Source organism: Bradyrhizobium sp. SZCCHNRI1029, assembly GCF_032487555.1.
Lineage (GTDB): Bacteria > Pseudomonadota > Alphaproteobacteria > Rhizobiales > Xanthobacteraceae > Bradyrhizobium.
The window spans coordinates 230,565-252,460 of sequence record NZ_JAUEUK010000001.1 but is presented as its reverse complement, the minus strand read 5'-3'; the positions used below and the strand labels follow the sequence as shown (position 1 = coordinate 252,460).

Genomic DNA, 21,896 nt, shown 5'->3' with positions numbered 1-21,896 from the left:
CCGGGCTTGTACAAGCATGTGCACGGCCTGGGCGGGACCTCAAATCGGCCGTACTTGGCAAGCAGGGCAGGGTTTTCAGGTTCGACTGCAATGATTCTGACCGCACTTGGCCTCATGAGTGGCACCTCGCTCGACGGGGTGGACGTGGCCCTGATCGAGACCGATGGGCGGCAGATCAAGAGCCTCGGTCCCTCGGGCTACCGGGCCTATAGCGCCGCGGAGCGCAGCCTGCTGCGCGAGGCGCTCGCCGATGCGGTGCAGATCGAGCGGCGCGATGCGCGCCCCGGACGGGTGCGCGACGCCGAGCGCGTCGTGACGGTGGCGCATGCCGAGGCGGTCGCCGCGTTCCTGGCGCAGCACCGGCTCAAGCCCGAGGACATCGACATCATCGGCTTCCACGGCCAGACCGTGCTGCACCGCCCCGAGCGCCGCCTGACCGTGCAGATCGGCGACGCGGCCGTGCTTGCCAAGTCCGTCCACATCCCGGTGATGCACGATTTCCGCGCCGCCGACGTCGATTTCGGCGGGCAGGGCGCGCCGTTCGTACCCGTCTATCACCGCGCCCTGGCGCAGTCGCTGTCGCGCGCGGGGCCGATCGCCGTGGTCAATATCGGCGGCGTCTCCAACATCACCTATATCGACGGCGACGACGTGCTGATCGCCTGCGACACCGGTCCCGGTAATGCGCTGCTCGACGATTTCATGCACCGGACCACGGGACAGGCATTCGATCAGGATGGCCGCGTGGCGGAGCAGGGCAACCCGGACGAGGCCTGGATCACCAGTGCGCTGGAAATGCCCTTCTTCGCGCTGCCGCCGCCGAAATCTCTCGACCGCAATGATTTTGCCGCGCTGAAGCTGGGCGATGTGAAGCCGGCGGACGGGGCCGCGACCCTGACGGCGTTCACGGCCGCAGCGATTGCCCGCATCGTCCCGCTGCTGCCGAAGCCGCCGGCGAGCTGGATCGTCTGCGGCGGCGGCGCCCGCAACCATACCATGATGCGGATGCTACGGGAGCGTGTCGCGCCGGCGAGCGTCGAATCGGCCGATGCGCTGGGCTGGTCGGCGGACGCCATCGAGGCCCAGGCGTTCGGCTTCCTGGCGGTCCGCGGCATGAAGGGCCTGCCGCTGAGCTATCCCACCACCACCGGCGTGCCGTTTCCGATGACCGGCGGAGTGATCGCGCGGCCATGATCCATGCATCTGCATGGACCTTGACAGTTCCATGCGCATGCATCTAGTTTGATGCATCTGCATCAAACTGCCGAGGATGTCATGGCGCCTGCCCTGAAGCTGATCAGCCACAAGCTCTGCCCCTATGTGCAACGCGCCGTCATCGCGCTCACCGAGAAGGGCGTCGCATTCGAGCGGATCGACATCGATCTCGCCAACAAGCCCGACTGGTTCCTGAAGATATCGCCGCTCGGCAAGGTGCCGGTGCTGGTCGTGCCGACGGCGCAAGGCGAGGTGGCGCTGTTCGAGAGCAACGTGATCTGCGAGTACATCGAGGACACGCAAGCCGGCGCGCGGCTGCATCCCGAGGGCGCGCTCGCGCGTGCGCAGCATCGCACCTGGATGGAGTTCGGTTCAGCGATCCTCGGCGATCTCTGGGGCCTGGAGACGACGCAGGATGCCGCGGTGTTCGCGGCCAAGCGCGAGGCGCTGACGGCGAAGTTCGTCCGCGTTGAGGCTGCGTTGGGCGAGGGGCCGTATTTCGATGGCGTCCGCTTCAGCCTAGTCGACGCCGTCTTCGCGCCGATCTTCCGCTACTTCGATGTGTTCGATGGCTACGGCGATCTCGGCATCTTTGCGTCCACGCCGAAGGTTCGGGCGTGGCGCGATCGGCTCGCGCAGCGGCCGAGCGTGAGGACGGCGGTCAGCGCCGACTATCCGCAGCTGCTGCGCGCGTTCCTCGCGCGGCACGATGCGTATTTGTTGAAGCAGGCGGCGTAGGAACGTTGTTGTCGTACCGAGCGTTCACGCCACTCACAGTGCCATCGCCCGGCTTGACCGGGCGATCCAGTATTCCGAGACGCTGATGATCAGCCGAGAAGCCGCGGCGTACTGGATCACCCGCTTTCTTTCGCGGGTGATGACGCAACCTCACCTCACATTGGCGAGGCGCATGTCGAGATAGGCGGTGATGGTTTCCATCAGCGGCTCGAGCTTGCCGTCGAAGAAGTGGTTGGCGCCGGGGATGACCTGCTGGTCGATCACGATGCCCTTCTGCGTCTTCAGCTTCTCGACCAGCGTGTTGACGTCCTTGGGCGGCACCACCGCATCGCGCTCGCCGTGCACGATCAGGCCCGAGGACGGGCAGGGCGCCAAGAACGAGAAGTCGTAGAGGTTGGCGGGCGGCGCGATCGAGATGAAGCCCTCGACCTCCGGGCGGCGCATCAGGAGCTGCATGCCGATCCAGGCGCCGAACGAGAAGCCGGCGACCCAGCAGGCGCGAGCTTCGGGGTTGATGGTCTGCGCCCAATCGAGCGCGGAGGCCGCATCGGACAGCTCGCCGGTGCCGTGATCGAACGAACCCTGGCTGCGGCCGACGCCGCGGAAATTGAAGCGCAGCACCGAAAAGCCGCGATGCGCGAAGGCATAGTAGCACTGGTACACGATCTGATGGTTCATCGTGCCGTGGAACTGCGGATGCGGATGCAGGATCATCGCGATCGGCGCGTTCTTCTGCTTCGCCGGATGGTAACGGCCTTCGAGGCGGCCGGCCGGACCGTTGAAGATGACTTCAGGCATCAGAGAATCCTTGGCAGAGCGTCGACCGACTTCGTCCATGCTTCATCTGGCGCCTCGCCGACGAGTTCAGCAGGAAAAGTGGTGATCGAGCGCCATCCGTTCGCTTGGACGGAGCAGCGCTGGCGTGACTGGAAGTTGGCCTTCTAGCATGGAGCGCGGGGCAAAAAGCAAGGATTTTCAACGCCCGGCAAGGCGGCTGCGGCAGGGATGCAGGCCGGGCTGCCGATACAGTGGCGGGGCGAAGCGGTCGCGGAACGTGATCCGAATGCGCCTGCAATTCGATGAAAATACTGGCGTTTTCGTCTGCAGCCCGGCCGTTCAGCGCAGCGACGCCGTCTGCTCCAGCTGCGCAACGGCGCTGCGATAGCGGCGGCTGCCCTGCGCGGATTGTCCGTTGTCGAAGGTCAGGCCGAAATCGCCCGTTGGCAGGACCGAAAGCGCGGCGACCCGGGCCATGTTGACCAGCCGGCCGCGGTGGATGCGGACGAGCGCGAAGCGAGCGAGCTCGACCTCGGCGGCCGACAAGGTGCCGCGGATCAGATGTCGCCTGCCGTCGGCCATGGCATATTCGACGTAGTTGCCAGCCGCGGCGACCCACAGGATGTCGGCCGGCGAGATGCGGATGCGGCTCGCGCCGTCGCGCAGCCAGAGCGTGGCAGGGGCAGGCGGCTCGGATCGCCGTGTCGGCTCTCGGACAGCGCTCGCGCGATAGCCGTCGTACAGCCAGAGCGTGGCACCGATGAGGAGCGCCGTCATGACGTCCTTGCGGAACTCGTACACGATGGTGGCCAGCGAGAGCTGGAAGTCGTACGCGCCGCCCGCGGTCCACATCAGCAGCTTGCGCAGCGTCACCATGCCGATCATGTGAAGCGAAGAGAAGGCGACCACGGCGGCAACGGCGAGCGCGATGTGACGTGCCATGGCAGCCGGACCCAGCCGGATGGAACGAACCGTAGCGACCAGCAGCGGCGCCAGCAGGATGAGGACGACAATGCTCGTCATCTCCCACAGCAACTGTTTTTCCAGATCATAGGCCGCGCCCCGCCTGACGGCATCGTGGGCGGCGGAAAGGGCGTTGACGACGCCGATGCCGAGCGAGAGCCCGGCCATGATCGCGTAGAAGGTCCGATCATTCGGACGCAGCATCGAGCCGACAAGCTTGTTCATGGCACGGGACCCGCTATCTCAATCTCGCGCCCGACAATATCACGCGGGCCTTGGCGCACCATCATGGCGCGGACGAGCGATGGTCGTTCGTAACCCGAGTTGATAAGAACGAGCCATGGCCGACAGGATCTATCTCGACTGGAATGCGACGACCCCGCTGCGACCGCAAGCGCGCGCGGCGATTCTCGCCGCCATGGATCTGGTCGGCAATCCCTCGTCGGTTCACGCCGAAGGCCGCAAGGCGCGGCGGCTGACGGAGGAGGCCCGCGAGGTGATCGCCCGGGGGCTCGGCACCGTCGCGCGCCGCGTGGTGTTCACCTCCGGCGGAACCGAGGCCAATGTGCTCGCCTTGAGCCCCGGCCTGCGCGCGCCGGCCGGCCCGGTCGAGCGGCTGCTGGTGTCGGCGGTCGAGCATGCCTCGGTGCTGGCCGGCGGCCGGTTCGCGCCATCAGCGGTGCAGACGATCCCGGTCGACTCCTCCGGCGTGGTCGATCTCGGCCGCCTGGAAGCCCTGCTGGCCGGAGGGCCGCCGGCGCTGGTATCCGTCATGGCCGCCAACAACGAGACCGGGGTGCTTCAACCGGCTTCGAAAGTTGCTGAGATCGTGCACCAGGCGGGCGGCCTGCTGCAGGTCGACGCGGTCCAGGCATTTGGAAAAATACCCTTCGATATCAAAGAGATGGGCGCAGACCTTGTAACCATCTCTGCGCACAAGATCGGCGGACCCAAGGGCGTCGGCGCGCTGGTTCTGGGCGCTGGTGTGGAGGAGCCGATTCCGGTTCTCCGCGGTGGCGGCCAGGAGCGCGGTCGCCGGGCTGGAACCGAAAACGTGGCAGGAATTGCCGGATTTGGCGCCGCGGCCGGTGCTGCCCTGGCTGAGCTCGAGGTCGACCTGCCCCGGATCACGGCGCTGCGCGACCGGCTGGAAACGGGCCTTCGTCAAACCGCTGGCGTGACGGTATTTTCCTCCGAAGCGGCGCGGCTTCCGAACACGACGCTGTTCACGGCGCCGGGGCTGAAGGCCGAGACGGCCGTGATCGGGTTCGATCTCGAAGGAATCGCGGTGTCTTCCGGCTCGGCCTGCTCGTCCGGCAAGGTCCAGCCCTCCCATGTCCTGGAAGCGATGGGCGCCAGTTCCGCAGCGGCCCAGGGAGCGGTGCGCCTCAGTCTGGGCTGGTCCACGACGGAGGCGGACGTCGATCGCGGCCTGCAGGCTTGGCGAAAGCTGTCATTGACCCTACTTAAAGGTGGCGACGAAACCGTGCTTGAGTGATTCTAAGGGCGTGATTTCGTCGAGGAAACGTCGTAAGACGGTTCCAGAACGTGTCCACCGCGGTCCTTGAAACCGCGAGCGGAGGATTGAATGCCAGCCGTACAAGAGACGGTCGACCGCGTCAGGCGGATCGACGTCGACCAATATCGCTATGGGTTCGAGACCGTCATCGAATCCGAGAAGGCTCCGAAGGGGCTTTCCGAAGACACCGTCCGCTTCATCTCGGGCAAGAAGAACGAGCCCGCCTGGATGCTCGAATGGCGCCTTGAGGCCTATCGCCGGTGGCTGACCATGACCGAGCCGACCTGGGCGCGCGTCGACTATCCGAAGATCGATTTCCAGGATCTCTACTACTACTCGGCGCCGAAGCCGAAGAAGCAGCTCTCCTCGATCGACGAGATCGATCCGGAGATCCTGAAGACCTATGAGAAGCTCGGCATTCCCTTGCGCGAGGTCGCGATCCTCGAAGGCGTCGAGCCGGTGCCCGGCGCCGGCAGCCCCGAGACGCGCAAGATCGCGGTCGACGCCGTGTTCGATTCGGTGTCGGTGGCGACGACGTTCAAGGAGGAGCTGAGGAAGGCCGGCGTGATCTTCATGCCGATCTCGGAAGCCATCCGCGAGCATCCCGAGCTCGTACAGAAATATCTCGGCAGCGTGGTGCCGACGTCCGACAATTTCTACGCGACCTTGAATTCGGCGGTGTTCTCCGACGGCTCGTTCGTCTACGTGCCGCCGGGCGTGCGCTGCCCGATGGAGCTGTCGACCTACTTCCGCATCAACGAGCGCAACACCGGCCAGTTCGAGCGCACGCTGATCATCGCCGACAAGGGCGCCTACGTAAGCTACCTCGAAGGCTGCACGGCGCCGCAGCGCGACGAGAACCAGCTGCATGCCGCCGTGGTCGAGCTGATCGCGCATGACGACGCCGAGATCAAGTACTCGACGGTGCAGAACTGGTATCCGGGCAATTCGGAAGGCAAGGGCGGCATCTATAATTTCGTCACCAAGCGTGGCGACTGCCGCGGCGACAATTCCAAGATCTCCTGGACCCAGGTCGAGACGGGATCGGCGATCACCTGGAAATATCCGAGCTGCATCCTGCGCGGCGACAATTCGCGCGGTGAGTTCTATTCGATCGCGATCTCGAACGGCTATCAGCAGGTCGATAGCGGCACCAAGATGATCCATCTCGGCAAGAACACGACCAGCCGGATCATCTCCAAGGGCATCGCCGCAGGCCGCTCGCAGAACACCTATCGCGGTCTCGTCACGGCGCATCGCAAAGCCACCGGCGCGCGCAACTTCACCGCCTGCGATTCGTTGCTGATCGGCGACAAATGCGGCGCGCATACCGTGCCGTATATCGAGGCCAAGAATTCCTCGGCCACCTTCGAGCACGAGGCGACCACGTCCAAGATCTCCGAGGACGTGCTGTTCTACTGCATCCAGCGCGGTCTTTCGCAGGAGGAGGCGGTCGGGCTCGTCGTCAACGGCTTCGTCAAGGACGTGCTGCAGCAGCTCCCGATGGAGTTCGCGGTCGAGGCGCAGAAGCTGATCTCGATCAGCCTCGAAGGTTCGGTCGGCTGAGGCCACATTGCAGCGGGGCCGCGGCGCGGCCCGCTCGTGCTGACATCGATATCATACGCCCTCGGAACCCGATGGAATCGGTGGCGCCAGGGCAAGCGTTGAGCGGAAACAGATCATGGCACTACTCGAAATCAACAACCTGCAGGTCCGCGTCGAGGAGCGTGAGATTCTCCACGGCCTGACGCTGTCGATCGACGCCGGCAAGGTGCACGCGATCATGGGGCCGAACGGCTCCGGCAAGTCGACGCTGTCCCACGTCATCGCCGGCAAGCCGGGCTATGAGGTGACCGGCGGTGAGATCCTGTTCAAGGGCGAGGATCTGCTTGCCATGGCGCCGGACGAGCGTGCCGCCAAGGGCGTGTTCCTGGCGTTCCAGTATCCGGTCGAGATCCCCGGCGTCGCCACCATGACCTTCCTGCGCACCGCGCTGAATGCGCAGCGCAAGGCGCGCGGCGAGGAGGAGTATTCGACGCCGGACTTCCTCAGGAAGGTGCGCGAGATCTCGAAATCGCTCAGCATTCCGCAGGACATGCTCAAGCGCGGCGTCAATGTCGGCTTTTCCGGCGGCGAGAAGAAGCGCAACGAGGTGCTGCAGATGGCCCTGTTTCAGCCGTCGCTCTGCATCCTCGACGAGATGGATTCCGGCCTCGACATCGACGCGCTGCGCATCGCCGCCGACGGCGTCAACGCGCTGCGCTCGCCGGAGCGCTCGATGATCGTGATCACCCACTATCAGCGGCTGCTGAACTACATCGTCCCCGACGTCGTTCATGTGATGTCGAAGGGCCGCGTCGTGAAGAGCGGCGGCAAGGAGCTCGCGCTCGAGCTGGAGGCGTCCGGTTACGCCCAGTTCGAAGACGCGGCCTGAGCCTCGCGTGAATGGATCTGTGATGAACGTAGCTTTGGTCAAGAACGACAGCGGTCCGGCGGCGAGCAGCTTGCTCTCTGCCGCTTGGGGCCGTCTGCCCGGCACCGGCAAGGTGGCCGATATCCGGCGCGAAGCCTTCTCGGCTTTCGAGCGCACAGGCCTGCCGCACCGTCGTATCGAGGAATGGAAGTACACCGATCTGCGTGCGCTGATGCGCGAGGTGCTGCCGCTGGCAGGCGCGCCGGATGCGGCGGCGCTGGCGCGGGCTAAGGCCGTGCTGGCTTCTGTTGCCGTCGACGGTGCTCGGAAGCTGGTGCTGGTCGACGGCGTGTTCGTGGCGGAGCTCTCGGATATTTCGGCCTCCGAGGATGGTGTCAAGGTTCGCACGCTTCGCGAGGCGCTGCAGAGCGCCGGCAGCGAGCGGCTGCTGGAGACGACCGTCAACGATGCGATGGTCCTGTTGAACGGGGCGCTTGCGACCGACGGAGTCCTGATCTCCGTGGCGGACGGTGCAAAGCTCTCGCATCCGCTGCAGATCATTCACATCGCGACAGCATCGCAAGCATCGCGTGCCAGTCGCTCACATCTTTCGGTGGGGAACGGCGCGCAGGCCACCTTGATCGAAAGCGCGATCGCCGCCGATGGTGCCTCAGGCTATCAGGCCAATGACGCCGTGGTCGTCTCCCTCGGTGATGACGCTGCGCTGTCCACCATTCGTCTGATGCGCGATGCCAGGGACGCCGTTAACATCACTTCAGCCAAGTACGAGGTCGGTGCGCGGTCGAAACTCAATCTCTTCAACATGGCGACAGGCGGCGCCGTCAGTCGTCTGCAGGGCTTCATTACTTTCAAGGGCGAAGGCAGCGAGCTGATCGTCAACGGCGTCAACCTGCTGCGTGACAAGCAGCATGGCGACCTGACGCTCGTCGTCGATCACGCGGTGCCGGGCTGCACCAGCCGCGAAAACTTCCGCGCGGTGCTCGACGATCGTGCTCATTCCGTGTTCCAGGGCCGCATCGTCGTCCGCCCCCACGCGCAGAAGACCGACGGCAAGATGATGACCCGTGCGCTCCTGCTGTCCGACGAGGCCGAGGCCGACAGCAAGCCGGAGCTCGAGATATTCGCCGACGACGTCTCCTGCGGCCACGGCGCCACTGCCGGCGCGCTCGACGACAGCCTGTTGTTCTATTTGCAGGCCCGCGGCCTGCCGGAGAAGCAGGCCCAGGCGCTGCTGATCCAGGCCTTCGTCGGCGAGGCGATCGAAGCGATCGAGGACGATGCTCTGCGCGAGCGCGTCATTGCAGCCGCCCAGGACTGGATGGAGGCGCGCGCATGAGCACGCATCCCGCCGTCTCCAACGGATCCTACGACGTCGCCCGCATCCGCGAGGATTTTCCTGCGCTGGCGCTGCAGGTCTACGGCAAGAAGCTCGTCTACCTCGACAACGCGGCGTCGGCGCAGAAGCCGCGCGCGGTGCTCGATCGCATGACGCAGGCCTACACCAGCGAATACGCCAACGTGCATCGTGGCCTGCACTATCTCGCCAACGCCGCGACCGAGGCCTATGAGGGCGGCCGCGAGCGGGTCACGCGCTTTCTCAATGCACGGCGCAGCGAGGAGATCATCTTCACCCGCAACGCGACCGAGGCGATCAATCTCGTGGCGTCGTCGTGGGGCGGACCGAACATCGGCGAGGGCGACGAGATCGTGCTCTCGATCATGGAGCACCATTCCAACATCGTGCCCTGGCACTTCTTGCGCGAGCGCCAGGGCGCGGTGATCAAGTGGGCTCCGGTCGACGACGACGGCAATTTCCTGATCGACGAGTTCGAGAAGCTGCTCACGCCGAAAACCAAGCTGGTCGCTATCACCCAGATGTCGAACATGCTCGGCACGCTGGTCCCGGTGAAGGAGGTCGTGCGCATTGCGCATGCGCGCGGCATTCCGGTGCTGGTCGATGGCAGCCAGGCCGCCGTGCATCTCGCCATCGACGTCCAGGACATCGACTGCGACTTCTACGTCTTCACCGGCCACAAGCTGTACGGGCCGACCGGCATCGGCGTGCTCTACGCCAAGTACGACCACCTCGTTGCCATGCGCCCCTACAATGGCGGCGGCGAGATGATCCGCGAGGTTGCGCGCGACTGGGTCACTTATGGCGATCCGCCGCACAAGTTCGAGGCTGGCACCCCGATGATCGTCGAGGCGGTCGGGCTCGGCGCCGCGATCGATTACGTCAACTCGGTCGGCAAGGAGCGCATCGCCGCGCATGAGCACGACCTGCTCACCTATGCCCAGGATCGGCTGCGTGAGATCAACTCGCTGCGGCTGATCGGCACCGCCAAGGGCAAGGGCCCTGTGATCTCGTTCGAGATGAAGGGGGCGCATGCCCATGACATCGCGACCGTGATCGATCGGCAGGGCGTCGCGGTGCGTGCGGGCACGCACTGCGTGATGCCGCTTTTGGAGAGATTCAACGTCACGGCGACCTGCAGGGCCTCGTTTGGCATGTACAATACGAGGGAAGAGGTCGATCAGCTTGCACAGGCATTGATCAAGGCGCGGGAATTGTTTGCATGACCGACACGGCCGACGTCAAAACTCAGTCCGTCGAAACGCATTCGGCGCTGCCGCCGGAGGAGACCGAGCGGCTCTCCAGCGAGATCATCGCGGCGCTGAAGACGGTGTTCGATCCGGAGATCCCGGCCGACATCTACGAGCTCGGCCTGATCTACAAGGTCGACATCAAGGACGACCGCAGCGTCGACGTCATGATGACGCTGACGACGCCGAACTGTCCGGCGGCCGGCGAGCTGCCGACGATGGTGGAGAACGCGATCGCGAGCGTCCCGGGTGTCGGCGTCGTCAACGTCAGCATCGTCTGGGAGCCGCAATGGACGCCGGACCGGATGAGCGACGAGGCCCGGCTCGTCCTGAACATGTGGTGAGACGAGCGGGCACGAAGTTTGAATAGTAAGGGCGGATCACATACCCCGCCGGGATGACGCCATGACCAGCACGACGAATTCGACAGCGCCTGTTGCCAAGCCCAAGCCGCGGCCCCGCCCGCAGGTGATGCGGCTCACCGATGCGGCGGCCAAGCGCATCCGTGAGCTCACCGATCGCGCCGAGTCCGAGATCATCGGATTGCGTGTCGGTGTCAAGAATGGCGGCTGCGCCGGTCAGTCCTACACGGTCGAGTATGCCCATGATATCCGGCCGACCGACGAGGTCGTCGAGGACAAGGGCGTCAAGATCCTGGTCGATCCCAAGGCCGTGCTGTTTCTGCTCGGCACCGAGATGGACTATCAGGCTGACAAGATGCAGGCCCAGTTCGTCTTCAACAATCCGAACCAGATCAGTGCCTGCGGCTGCGGCGAGTCGGTGCAGCTCAAGCCGGCCGAGGTCTGATCGTCCGCTTCCAGCCAGTGCGGCTCCGGAGCTGTCGCGTTCCGGACATTGACACGCGCCACCTTCCCGACCGAAAACTCCGGGCGAGCAAGTGGGGTGTTGGCGGGAGCTGGCGCGATGGACCGCGAATTCCTGATCGATCTGTTCGCCGGCTTCGGTCCGGTCACGATCCGGCGGATGTTCTCCGGCTTCGGCATCTCCGCCGACGGCATCAACTTCGCGCTCGCGCTGCGCAGCGGCCTTTATCTCCGTGCTGACGAAACCAGCTTTGCCAGATTCGAGGAGGCCGGATCCAAGCCGTTTTCCTACGAGACCCGCGCGCGGACCATGACGGTGCGGTCGTATTGGCAGGTGCCGGCACATCTGTTCGATGACACCGACGAGTTCGCGGTCTGGGCGAGAGATGCATTCGCAGCGGCCCAGAGGGCGGCCTTGAGCAAGCGGACCAGCAAGAAGCGGGCGGCGCGGGGCAACGGACTGGTCCCGACCCGGGGTGGGGCGAAGCCTGGACCAACCAGGCCGGCAGTGAAAAAGACCAAGCCGGCCAAGACGGGAAAGGTGGCCAAGAGCGTTGACAAGAGCGCAGACAAGGGTCCCGCCGGTCGCAAAACACGCAGCGCGACAGTGGCGCGGGGCCGGCAGACGTCGCGCGCAGCATCATCGCGAGCACGCTGATGCTCCATATGCGTCGCTGGCGACCTTGCCGTCAGGCGACCTGACCTCGCGTCGTCGTCGCGTATTCGGGATCGTTCTCGCATACCACCTTGTTGCGGCCGTTGCGCTTGGCGGCATAGAGGCAGGCGTCCGCGCGCTCGATCAGGGCGTCGGTGTCATCGCCGGCCCGCAGCACGGATACGCCGACCGAGATGGTCACACGTCCGAGAATCTCTCCCGTCGATTTCTTCTTGAGCTCCTTTGCCGTGACGGCGCGGCGGATGTGATCGGCCACCGTCAGCGCGTGCTGTAGCGAGGTGTTGGGCAGCACGACGGCGAACTCCTCGCCGCCATAGCGCGCTGCGATATCCTGGCCCTTGATGGCGTGCTTCAGGGTCATCCCGACCAGGCGCAGCACCTGGTCTCCGGTGAGATGTCCGTAGGAATCGTTGAAGGACTTGAAGTGGTCGATGTCGAACATCAACAGCGACAGCGGCTGCTCGGTCGCGAGCCCCGACTGCACCGTCGTCTCGATCATCCGGTCGAAATATTTGCGATTGCCGAGGCCGGTGAGGGGATCGGTCAGGCTCTCGGCCCGAATTACCTCCAGGCTGTGCTGCAGCCCGCTGATCTCGTCCTTGGACAGCGTCAGCCGCTCTTCGAGGATCCGGTTGGTTTCGCGCATCTGCTTGGTCGAATGGGCCAGCGCCTCGATGATGTCGACCAGTTGCTCGCGGCTGGTGGCCGACGCGAGTCGTTGATCGGCGCCCGCGAGGCTCGCATCGTAGCTCGCCGTCCTGCCGAGAGCATCGGTGAGCATGTTCACCAGGTCGTCGATCTCGCCGACGACGCGCGCGCCGACCTTGTCGATGCGATCCGACGTCTTGAGCTGCGCGAGGTAGGAGTCGTAGAGCTGATCGAGATCGGACTGCGACAGCTTGCCGTTGCGCGAAAGCGTCTCGTTGATGATCTCGTTCAGCGGTGCGTTGTAGCCCGTCGCGTAGACGTACCAGACCTCGTAATTGCGCGGATTGGCCGAATGGCGGAGCGTTCTGATCTGGCTGAGCGCGACTTCGGCAAAGCCTATCGTGCGTTCGTGCTCGTCAAGCGCATTGACCACCACAGGTTCCCCCCAATCGCCCGCGTCGCCGTCGTCGTCACAGCAATGAAATAAACAATGCCGGCCAAGCTAAAGGACGTTTGTGAACCAGGGGTAAATACGGCCGTAGAGTCCCGGATGCGCCGCGCCGTGGATACGGGAACGGCAGCTCATATGTTCAATGAGCTACATAGGATGCTGCCGGAAACTGCTGACGCGAGCTGGAACTGTTCGCTCGACGCACGCCTCGCCGAGAGCTCAGCGCTGTCGACTTAAGTCAGGTCTACGAATGCAGCGGCTGATGTTCCGGGCGACCGCATGGGGGGCAGCCCGGAATCTTGTGCCCGCGCTCAGGGAAGCGGTGCCCGCACCGGGCGAAGCAGGAAGGCGGGCAGATGTGAGTGATCGGCGGGCTCGTTGTCGTGGTCGCGCCGCGGCCGCCGCGCTTCATTGCGAGGCTGTTCGTTGCGAGGCTGTTCCTTGCGAGCGCTCGGCGCAGGCCGCGGAGAATTTGCCTGTGCGGCGCGCGGAGCTGCCGCGCGCGGCTCGCGCTCCCGCGGGGCTGGATCACGCTCGCGCGGGGCCGCATCGCGCTCCCGGGCCTTGCCGCGGCTGCCGCGACGCGCGGCGTCACGCGGACGTCGCTCACGCGTATCCTCGTCGCCCGAGGACTCCTGCACTTCGTAGTCACCCTCGATCGTCGGAATGCCCTGTCCGATCAGCTTCTCGATGGCGACCATCGACTTCTGGTCGGCCGGGGCCACGATCGAGATTGCCGTGCCGGTCCGTCCGGCGCGGCCGGTACGGCCAATGCGGTGAACGTAGTCGTCGGAATGATGCGGCACGTCGAAATTGAAGACGTGGCTGACTTCGGGAATGTCGAGGCCGCGTGCGGCGACGTCGGAGGCGACGAGCAAGGGCAGTTCGCCCTTGCGGAATTGATCGAGCGCAGCGGTGCGGGCCGACTGGTCCATGTCGCCGTGCAGGGCGCCAACACTGAAGCCGTGCTTCTGCAGCGACTTGTGAACGATGGCGACGTCGCGCTTGCGGTTGCAGAAGATGATCGCGTTGTTGAGATCCTTGGCGTTCCGCAACAGCCTGCGCAGCACCTCGCGCTTCTGATGCGCCTCGCGTCCGGATGGGACCTGCAACTGGGTCACGGTAACGGCGGTCGTGGCCGGCTTGGAGACCTCGACCTTCTGCGGGTTGTGCAGGAAGGTTTCGGTGATGCGCCGGATTTCCGGCGGCATGGTCGCGGTGAAGAACAGGGTCTGGCGGGTGAAGGGGACGAGCTTGCAGATGCGCTCGATGTCGGGGATGAAACCCATGTCGAGCATGCGGTCGGCTTCGTCGATGACCAGGAGTTCCACGCCCGTGAGCAGCAATCCGCCGCGTTCCGTATGATCGAGCAGTCGGCCTGGCGTGGCGATCAGCACGTCGACCCCGCGAGTCAGCTTGGCGTCCTGGTCGCCGAAGGAGACGCCACCGATCAACAGGGCGACGTTGAGCTTCTGTCCGGCGCCGTAGCGATCGAAGTTCTCTTTGACCTGGGCGGCCAGCTCACGGGTCGGCTCCAGGATCAGGGTGCGCGGCATTCGGGCGCGGGCGCGGCCCTTCTCGAGGATCGTGAGCATCGGCAGGACGAAAGCGGCGGTCTTGCCGGTGCCGGTCTGGGCGATGCCGAGCACGTCGCGGCGCGCCAGCACATGAGGAATCGCCTGTTCCTGAATGGGGGTCGGGGTGGTGTAACCAGTGGCCGCAACTGCAGCCAACACCTTGTCGGACAAGCCGAGATTGGAAAAAGACATCGAGCCTCTATGTCACGCGCCGATAGGCGACGGGGCCTCTATTCGACGCCGCCGTTAGGAATCGAGGGTAAAAGGCTGTGGTCGCGCTCAACCCCGAAACGGCATGCTCTAACGAAGCTGGGGGTTTTCTGACTAACGCCGACCCGCGGTCAATCTCTCAGGAATCGGATGCGATCCGGCCGCGCTGCTCCGGAAGATAGGGGCGAATTCTGCAAAGTCAATGGAAGAGGGGAGCGAAGTACCGAAAAAGCTTAATGTTTTTGCATTATTTGCAGGCAACCTGTCGTCGAGCTGTCGTATTCGGGTGCTCCGAAGCTTCCTACGGCCGGTCGCGGAAAGCGCTCTGGTCGAATTGTCGATGGAATTGCGGCGTGTGTTCGGCAGGGGAGCAGCCGCGTGTGCCGCCGGGCATGAACCGGTGGCGCGGTGCCGTCGACTATCCGAGGGCGGCAGCCCACGCGATGAGGGCAGGGACGAACGATGAGATCGATGCGGACGTGGCTGGCGTGCGGGCTGGCGATGCTGGCAGTGGTTCTGGCGCCGGCCGCCGCGCGTGCCGAGAAGCGCATTGCGCTCGTGATCGGCAACAACGACTACCGCTTCGTGCCGAAGCTGCAGAAGGCCGTCAACGACGCGCGGACGATGGGCGACACGCTGAAGCAACTCGGCTTCAATGTCATGGTCGCGGAGAATCTCAATCGCCAGCAGTTCAGCCAGACACTGCTGGCGTTCGACAACGCCGTCGAGCCGGGCGACACCGCGTTCTTCTTCTATGCCGGTCACGGCTTCGAAATCGCCGGTCAGAACTTCCTGTTGCCGACCGACGTGCCCGCGGCCACCGAAGGCCAGGAAGAGCTGGTACGCGACGCCTCGATCCTCGCGGACCGCGTCATCGAGCGGCTGCAGAACAAGAAGGCGCGCACCTCGATCCTGGTGTTCGACGCCTGCCGCAACAATCCGTTCGAGCGCTCGGGCACGCGCGCGGTGGCGGGCGGGGGTGGCCTGGCGCCGATGACGCAGTTGCCGGAAGGCGTATTCTCAGTGTTCTCGGCCGGTCCGCGCCAGACCGCGCTCGACCGGCTCTCCAACGATGACGTCAATCCAAACTCGGTGTTCACGCGCACCTTCGCCAAGGAGCTGACGCAGCCCGGCGTCAATCTGGTGCAGGTGGCGCAACGCACGCGCCGGCTGGTCAGCGAGCTCGCCGAGACCGTGCGGCACAAGCAGATTCCGGTCTATTTCGACCAGATGGTCGACGATGTCTTTCTCAACGGCATGGCGAAGGGGCCGGCTGCAGCCGACAAGCCGGCCGAGCCGCAGCAGAAGCTGGCGGCGCTGCCTCCCGTCTCGGCGCCGCGCATTCCGCCGGCGAACGAGAGCCTGAACGCACCGATTGCGATGTTCTCGCGCCACAATGGCGGCTGGACCGTCACGTTCTCGATCGCCGATCCGACGCTCGGCATTTCCTGGCGCATGGGTGAGGCAGGAGAGTTTCGCGAGACCGGCTTCATGGACGTGCTCGATCCGCGCACGCGCAAGCGCATGCCCAATCCCTCGATCCAGCTGCCGGCGGATGCGCCCGCGGGCACAATCCAGGTCCGCTATGTCGATGCATCCGGCGAGATGCAGGGACCGTTCCCGATCCGCTTCGAGCCGGAGGCCGCGCTGGTGCATGACCAGCGCAAGATCCTCGACATGACCGCGACGAGCTGGCTGTCGTTCCGCGAGTTCAACGGTCTCCTGGTCTACTACACGCACCTGATGTCGTATCGCTGCGCCATCCGCGAGGTCCGCATCGGCATCGACACGGCGGTGCCGGACAAGGTCCTCAACATGCCCGGCTGCGACATGCGCGATCCCATTGCGATTCCCTCCAACGCCACGCCCTATTTGAAGCTGCCGCCAGCGACGAAGTTCGTCTCGGTGGAGTTGACCTATCGCGACGGCAGCGTCTCCGAGATCAAGAGCTTTCGACGCTGAGGCCTCGGCTAGGCCATGATCGAATAGCCACCATCGACGGGAATGGCTGTGCCGGTGACGAAGTCCGAGGCCGGCGAGCTCAGGAACGTCGCGATGCCGGCGAAGTCGTCGATGTCGCCCCACCGTGCCGCGGGCGTGCGCGCCAGCACGCGGTCGTGCAGGCCGTCGATCTGGCTGCGCGCCGCGCGCGTCAGGTCGGTGTCGATCCAGCCCGGCAAGATCGCGTTGACCTGGATGTTGTCGGGCGCCCAGGCGCAGGCACAGGCGCGCGTGTACTGCACGATGCCGCCCTTGCTGGCCGCATAGGCCGGCGCGAAGCTGGCGCCGAAGATCGACAGCATCGAGCCGATGTTGATGATCTTGCCGCCGCCGTTCGCCTTGAGGGCCGGGTAGGCGGCCTTCGAGCACAGGAACGCGCTGGTTAGATTGGTGTCGATCACCTGCTGCCACTCCTCCAGCTCGAGCACGTGCGGTGGCTTGCGGATGCTCATGCCGGCATTGTTGATGAGGATGTCGATGCGACCGAGCTCGCTGGTCACGCGCGCGACCATGGCGGCGACGTCGTCCTTGTCGCTGACGTCGGCTGTGACGGTGATGGCACGGCCGCCGCGACCGGCGAGATCAGCCACCGCCGCCCGTGACTTGGTTTCGTTGCGGCCGACCACGGCAATGTCGGCGCCGGCATCGGCAAGCCCGCGCGCCATCCCCAAGCCGATTCCGCCGTTGCCTCCCGTCACGATCGCAACCTTGCCACTCAGGTCGAAACGGCCCGCCATGTCGTGTCTCCATGTCGTTGTTGTCAGACGTCAGCAGGTGCCCTGCCAGATCATCACCAGGCCGAGTGCACCCATGCCGACGCCATAGCCGGCCCATTGCAGCTGGTTGATCATGAAGCTCGTCCGCGGCCATGCCACCACCCCGGTGCCCTGACCGACCCAGAGCAGGCCGATGGCGAGCAGAAGCAGGCCGCCGATCATCAGGAATTTCCGCATGACCATGTCCTCCCTCGTCGACCGCGTCACAGCATCGGAAACGCTGCTGCCGTCTTTTTTGTGAAGTTTTGTGACGAGGAGGCTAGCGGCCGGCGCGGCAGATGACCAGCGGCTCCAGCCGCCAATATCCGAGCCAAAAACAAAAAGCCCCGGATCAACCGGGGCTTTTCGCAGAATTATTGAAAGACCGAGTGCGTTCGGCTCAGTACTTGACGACCGGGCCGGTCCAGTTGAAGCGGTAGACCAGCGAGGTGCTGATGGTCTGCACCCACGGCTTGAAGCTGACCGAGTCGGTCGTCACGAGGTTGCCGACATCGGTGCGGACCGCGATGTCCTTGCGGTCGTAATAGGCAGCACGATATTCGGTCTTCATGAACCAGCCCGGCGCGGAGATGCCGAAGATGTTCAGGTTGTTCTCGACGCCGCCGCCGACGAACCAGCCGTTGCGGTTGAACGAGTCGGTGTGGAAGCCGGACGCCGCGCCCGTGAGGGTGGTCAGGCCGGTGCCCGACCAGTGCGAACCGGAGTAGCCCGCGTTGACGTAGGACAGCACGTTCGGCGCAACCAAGTAACCGACGCGGGCGCCAGCGGCCCAGGCGGTTTCCATCTTGATGCGGCCGGTCAGGGCAGCGAACTGATCCTGCAAGGTGCCACGCAGGCTGCCGAACTGGCCATCAGCGAACACGCCGAAGACCCAGGTCGGATTGACCTGCCAGTCATAGCCTGCACCGACCGTGCCGAGGAAGCCGTCGCCGCCGACGCGCTGATCGATCGTCACCGGCACGCCGTTGAAGTTGGTGTGCGAGTCGGCATCCCAGATACCGCCGCCGGCGCCACCGAAGATGTAGAAGCCGGTCCAGCTCGGCGCCACCGGCATCATCGGAGCCTTCACGTAGGGGCGAGCCGCCAGATCAGCAGCTGAGGCGGCACCCGTGATCGCAACCAGCGCAGTGGCAGCAAGCAAAAACTTCTTCATATCCAATTCCCCAAGATCGTCGTGTCGCAGGTGCCGGGTTGCGGCGGCGATTCCCTCGCCAGATGTGCCCGAACTATAGCCGATTGGTGCCCAAAAGCTGTTGCAGGTTGAGCACACCGGAGGGGAAAGTGCGCTGCGGGATGCTCGGGATTCTCGTAACCCTCTGATTGGAAAGGTCGATTGCAGGCTCGCGCGAGCCAATGGAACCTGCAATCGAGGCGTGAAATCGGGTCAAAAGCTAGACGTCGAGCAGCTCGTCGCTGGCGAATTCGGCCTTTTCCGAAATGAAGGCGAAGCGGGCCTCTGCCTTGGTCCCCATCAGCCGCTCGACCGAGTCGGCGGTGCCGTCGCGATCCTCGGCCAGCAGAACCACGCGCAGCAGGGTGCGCTTGGCCGGATCCATGGTGGTTTCCTTGAGCTGGGCCGGCATCATCTCGCCTAGACCTTTGAAGCGGCCGATCTCGACCTTGGCGTTGGCATTGAACTCGCGCTTCAGGAGCTCGTCCCGATGGGCATCGTCGCGCGCATAGAACGTCTTGCTGCCATGGGTGAGCCGGTAGAGCGGCGGCACGGCGAGGTAGAGATGCCCCTCGTCGATCAGCGGCCGCATCTGCCGGTAGAAGAAGGTGATCAGCAGCGAGGCGATGTGGGCGCCGTCGACGTCGGCATCGGTCATGATGATGATGCGCTGGTAGCGCAGATCCTCCTCGCGATACGACGTGCCGGTGCCGGCGCCGATCGCCATCACGAGATCGGCGAGCTGGGCGTTGGCGGTCAGCTTGTCCTTGCCGGCGGAGGCGACGTTGAGGATCTTGCCGCGCAGCGGCAGCACCGCTTGCTTCTTGCGGTCGCGCGCCTGCTTGGCGCTGCCGCCGGCCGAATCGCCCTCGACGATGAACAGCTCGGAGCCTTCGGTGCCGGCGTCGGTGCAGTCGGCGAGCTTGCCCGGCAGACGCAGCTTCTTGGTCGCGGTCTTGCGCGCCGTCTCCTTCTCCTGCCGGCGGCGGATGCGTTCCTCGGCGCGCTCGATGACGAAATCGAGCAGCCGGTTGGCCTGCACCGGATTGCCGGACAGCCAGTGGTCGAACGGGTCCTTGACGGCCTGCTCGACGATGCGCTGGGCCTCTGCCGTGGCGAGGCGGTCCTTGGTCTGGCCCTGGAATTCCGGCTCGCGCACGAACACCGAGAGCATGATGGCGGCGCCCGCCATGATGTCCTCGGAGGTGATGTTGGCCGATCGCTTGCCCTGGCCGACGCGCTCGGCGTGGTCCTTCAGGCCGCGCAGAAGCGCGCTGCGGATGCCGGATTCGTGCGTGCCGCCGTCCGGCGTCGGAATCGTGTTGCAGTAGGAGGACAGGAAGCCGTCGGCATCGGCGGTCCAGGCGACCGCCCATTCGCAGCCGCCATGGCCACCGGTGCGGCCCGACTTGCCGGCGAAGATATCCGGATGGACCAGCGTGTCGGCATGGATCGCTGCGGCCAGGTAGTCCTTCAGACCGCCGGGGAAATGGAACGTCGCCTCGGCCTGGACGTCCTCGATGCCCTTCAGCAGCGACGGATCGCACTTCCAGCGGATCTCGACGCCGCCGAACAGATAGGCTTTCGAGCGCGCCATCTTGAACAGGCGCTGCGGCTTGAACGTCGCCTTGGCGCCGAAGATGGTCGGGTCGGGTTGGAAACGCACCCGTGTGCCGCGCCGGTTGGCGACCTTGCCGACCTCCTCGAGCTTGCCCTTGGGATGTCCGCGTTCGAACACCATGCGGTAGAGCTTCTGGTTGCGGGCGACCTCGACCTCGAGCCGGGTCGACAGCGCGTTCACCACGGAGATGCCGACGCCGTGCAGGCCGCCCGAGGTCTCGTAGACCTTGGAATCGAACTTGCCGCCCGCGTGCAGCGTGCACATGATGATCTCGAGCGCCGACTTCTTCGGAAATTTGGGATGGGGATCGATAGGAATGCCGCGGCCGTTGTCGGTCACGGTGAGGAAGCCTTCGGCGTCGAGCTCGACCTCGATGAAGGTGGCGTGGCCGGCCAGCGCCTCGTCCATCGAGTTGTCGATGACCTCGGCGAACAGGTGGTGCAGCGCCTTTTCGTCGGTGCCGCCGATATACATGCCGGGGCGGCGCCGCACCGGCTCCAGGCCCTCGAGGACCTCGATGTCACGGGCAGTGTAATCGCCCTCGGCACCCACCGAGCGGGCGGCTGGCTTGGCCGGAGCCTTGCCCTTGGCGGCGAACGCCGCCAACGGGTCCGTGACGCCCTTGGCCTTGGCTTTTGCAGCTGATTTCAACGGCTTACCCATGGAATCTGATGTTGCGTGTGCGCAAGATGGAACGAATCGTTGGGCCTGACTATGCCATGGACCGGCATAAAACAATGACCCCGGGAAACAACGACGTTCACCGGCCCGCCACGTCTTGGCCGGTTCCGAACGCTGGATCGCCGCTGTTCACGCGGTTCAGCCGGTTGTTGTGACTTGAAGTGGGCGGGTTCGGTGGCGTACCAGTCTGCGCCATGGAACCGCGAAGGCCTTCAAGCACTTAAGCGCCGCGGAGCAGAAAGGCGTCGAGCAGATGGAAGATTTTGGCCGCGCGGTTGCCGACTTCGTGCGCGACCATCAGGCCTGGGCTGCTCCGATCGTCCTGCTGCTTGCCTTTGGCGAGTCCCTGGCCTTCGTCTCGCTCCTGATTCCCGCCTGGGGCGCCCTGGTCGCGATCGGCGCCCTGATCGGCGCCACCGGGATCAGCTTCTGGCCGATATGGCTGGCCGGGGGCATCGGCGCCGCGCTCGGCGACTGGGTCTCCTACTGGTTCGGCTACCGCTACAAGGACCGCGTCGCCCAGATGTGGCCGCTGTCGCGCTACCCGGAGCTGCTGCCGCGCGGCGAGGCCTTCGTGCGCGATTGGGGCGTGCCGAGCATCTTCATCGGCCGGTTCTTTGGCCCGTTGCGCGCATCGGTGCCGCTGGCGGCGGGCATTTTCGAGATGCCCTACATGGTGTTCCAGATCGCCAACTTCGTGTCGGCGCTGGTGTGGTCGGCGGTGCTGCTGCTGTTCGGCGACATCATCGGGCGCATCATGGAATGGCTGTGGCATGCGGTCTGACGCCAGCCCTGAACGCGCCGGGCCGACTTGCGAGCTTGACGCAGGAACCCGGCAGCCTTATAGGCCTGCCCCCATGATCAACGCAGCGACCCACATGATCGCCGAAATGCGCCGTCGTACCTCCGCGGTACGGGCGATGATCTGCGTCTAGATCACAGCCCCTGCCGCCGGATCCGATCCCGCGGCAGACTTTCTCCTTGCAGCGCGATTGATCAGGCGGCTCCTT

At 65.0% G+C, this 21,896-nt stretch carries 20 protein-coding genes; 12 read left to right on the top strand and 8 right to left on the bottom strand.

Features of this window, described 5'->3' with window-relative positions; genetic code table 11:
- Nucleotides 1-90: 90 nt before the first annotated feature.
- Both QW861_RS01165 and QW861_RS01160 read left to right on the top strand, forming a co-directional pair.
- Entirely contained in the window at nucleotides 91-1,194 is a 1,104-nt protein-coding gene (locus QW861_RS01165) for an anhydro-N-acetylmuramic acid kinase (RefSeq protein WP_315712160.1), read from the top strand.
- A gap of 81 nt (nucleotides 1,195-1,275) precedes the next feature.
- The gene (locus tag QW861_RS01160; protein ID WP_316188373.1) at nucleotides 1,276-1,953 is read left to right on the top strand and encodes a glutathione S-transferase family protein; all 678 of its coding nucleotides are present in this window, start codon (nucleotides 1,276-1,278) and stop codon (nucleotides 1,951-1,953) included.
- 150 nt (nucleotides 1,954-2,103) lie between these two features.
- On the opposite strand, the gene QW861_RS01155 is transcribed toward QW861_RS01160, so the two are convergent.
- Together QW861_RS01155 and QW861_RS01150 are read right to left on the bottom strand one after the other, a co-directional pair.
- Nucleotides 2,104-2,751, bottom strand: a complete 648-nt coding sequence (locus QW861_RS01155) for an alpha/beta hydrolase (protein WP_008971476.1) — start codon at nucleotides 2,749-2,751, stop codon at nucleotides 2,104-2,106.
- Between the two features lie 318 nt (nucleotides 2,752-3,069).
- Nucleotides 3,070-3,861 carry a LytTR family DNA-binding domain-containing protein gene (locus tag QW861_RS01150; protein ID WP_316192603.1) on the bottom strand — a complete coding sequence of 264 codons (792 nt, stop codon included), beginning with the start codon at nucleotides 3,859-3,861 and terminating at the stop codon, nucleotides 3,070-3,072.
- Between the two features lie 172 nt (nucleotides 3,862-4,033).
- Here QW861_RS01150 and QW861_RS01145 point away from each other — a divergent pair, with 172 nt between their 5' ends.
- From QW861_RS01145 to QW861_RS01110, 8 genes are all read left to right on the top strand, one after another.
- A complete protein-coding gene (locus QW861_RS01145; RefSeq protein WP_316192601.1) occupies nucleotides 4,034-5,191 on the top strand; it encodes a cysteine desulfurase family protein in 1,158 nt (385 codons plus the stop codon).
- A 90-nt stretch (nucleotides 5,192-5,281) separates the two neighbouring features.
- Nucleotides 5,282-6,778 (top strand): Fe-S cluster assembly protein SufB, encoded by a 1,497-nt coding sequence (sufB, locus tag QW861_RS01140; RefSeq protein ID WP_315712155.1) that lies wholly within the window; start codon nucleotides 5,282-5,284, stop codon nucleotides 6,776-6,778.
- Between the two features lie 115 nt (nucleotides 6,779-6,893).
- Complete coding sequence (gene sufC / locus QW861_RS01135; protein ID WP_315712154.1) at nucleotides 6,894-7,646, top strand: Fe-S cluster assembly ATPase SufC; 753 nt, start codon at nucleotides 6,894-6,896, stop codon at nucleotides 7,644-7,646.
- Nucleotides 7,647-7,668: 22 nt separating this feature from the next.
- A complete protein-coding gene (gene sufD, locus QW861_RS01130; RefSeq protein WP_316192599.1) occupies nucleotides 7,669-8,982 on the top strand; it encodes a Fe-S cluster assembly protein SufD in 1,314 nt (437 codons plus the stop codon).
- Nucleotides 8,979-10,226: a cysteine desulfurase gene (locus QW861_RS01125; RefSeq protein WP_315712152.1), complete on the top strand. Its 1,248-nt coding sequence runs from the start codon at nucleotides 8,979-8,981 to the stop codon at nucleotides 10,224-10,226. The genes sufD and QW861_RS01125 overlap by 4 nt, the downstream gene beginning before the upstream one ends.
- A complete protein-coding gene (locus QW861_RS01120) occupies nucleotides 10,223-10,594 on the top strand; it encodes an SUF system Fe-S cluster assembly protein (protein WP_315712150.1) in 372 nt (123 codons plus the stop codon). The genes QW861_RS01125 and QW861_RS01120 overlap by 4 nt, the downstream gene beginning before the upstream one ends.
- A 61-nt stretch (nucleotides 10,595-10,655) precedes the next feature.
- Nucleotides 10,656-11,057, top strand: a complete 402-nt coding sequence (locus QW861_RS01115) for an iron-sulfur cluster assembly accessory protein (protein ID WP_315712149.1) — start codon at nucleotides 10,656-10,658, stop codon at nucleotides 11,055-11,057.
- A 117-nt stretch (nucleotides 11,058-11,174) separates the two neighbouring features.
- Nucleotides 11,175-11,732: a TfoX/Sxy family protein gene (locus QW861_RS01110; protein ID WP_316170477.1), complete on the top strand. Its 558-nt coding sequence runs from the start codon at nucleotides 11,175-11,177 to the stop codon at nucleotides 11,730-11,732.
- A 31-nt stretch (nucleotides 11,733-11,763) separates the two neighbouring features.
- Here QW861_RS01110 and QW861_RS01105 read toward each other — a convergent pair whose 3' ends face one another.
- Both QW861_RS01105 and QW861_RS01100 read right to left on the bottom strand, forming a co-directional pair.
- Nucleotides 11,764-12,831: a GGDEF domain-containing protein gene (locus QW861_RS01105; protein ID WP_315751668.1), complete on the bottom strand. Its 1,068-nt coding sequence runs from the start codon at nucleotides 12,829-12,831 to the stop codon at nucleotides 11,764-11,766.
- A 329-nt stretch (nucleotides 12,832-13,160) separates the two neighbouring features.
- The gene (locus tag QW861_RS01100; RefSeq protein WP_315712146.1) at nucleotides 13,161-14,618 is read right to left on the bottom strand and encodes a DEAD/DEAH box helicase; all 1,458 of its coding nucleotides are present in this window, start codon (nucleotides 14,616-14,618) and stop codon (nucleotides 13,161-13,163) included.
- Nucleotides 14,619-15,098: 480 nt separating this feature from the next.
- On the opposite strand from QW861_RS01100, the gene QW861_RS01095 reads away from it, so the two are divergent.
- Complete coding sequence (locus tag QW861_RS01095; RefSeq protein WP_410052320.1) at nucleotides 15,099-16,598, top strand: caspase domain-containing protein; 1,500 nt, start codon at nucleotides 15,099-15,101, stop codon at nucleotides 16,596-16,598.
- Between the two features lie 8 nt (nucleotides 16,599-16,606).
- Here the strand turns inward: QW861_RS01095 and QW861_RS01090 are convergent, their stop codons facing one another.
- The 4 genes from QW861_RS01090 to parE all read right to left on the bottom strand — a co-directional run bounded on the left by QW861_RS01090 (nucleotide 16,607) and on the right by parE (nucleotide 20,868).
- A complete protein-coding gene (locus QW861_RS01090) occupies nucleotides 16,607-17,374 on the bottom strand; it encodes a glucose 1-dehydrogenase (RefSeq protein ID WP_315712145.1) in 768 nt (255 codons plus the stop codon).
- A 30-nt stretch (nucleotides 17,375-17,404) separates the two neighbouring features.
- On the bottom strand, nucleotides 17,405-17,590 hold the full coding sequence (locus QW861_RS01085) for a hypothetical protein (protein ID WP_315712631.1): 186 nt from the start codon (nucleotides 17,588-17,590) through the stop codon (nucleotides 17,405-17,407).
- Between the two features lie 202 nt (nucleotides 17,591-17,792).
- Entirely contained in the window at nucleotides 17,793-18,566 is a 774-nt protein-coding gene (locus QW861_RS01080) for a porin family protein (RefSeq protein ID WP_316164781.1), read from the bottom strand.
- A 238-nt stretch (nucleotides 18,567-18,804) separates the two neighbouring features.
- Nucleotides 18,805-20,868: a DNA topoisomerase IV subunit B gene (gene parE / locus QW861_RS01075; RefSeq protein ID WP_315826883.1), complete on the bottom strand. Its 2,064-nt coding sequence runs from the start codon at nucleotides 20,866-20,868 to the stop codon at nucleotides 18,805-18,807.
- Between the two features lie 271 nt (nucleotides 20,869-21,139).
- Here parE and QW861_RS01070 point away from each other — a divergent pair, with 271 nt between their 5' ends.
- Complete coding sequence (locus QW861_RS01070; RefSeq protein ID WP_315712141.1) at nucleotides 21,140-21,670, top strand: DedA family protein; 531 nt, start codon at nucleotides 21,140-21,142, stop codon at nucleotides 21,668-21,670.
- The last annotated feature ends 226 nt before the right edge of the window (nucleotides 21,671-21,896 follow it).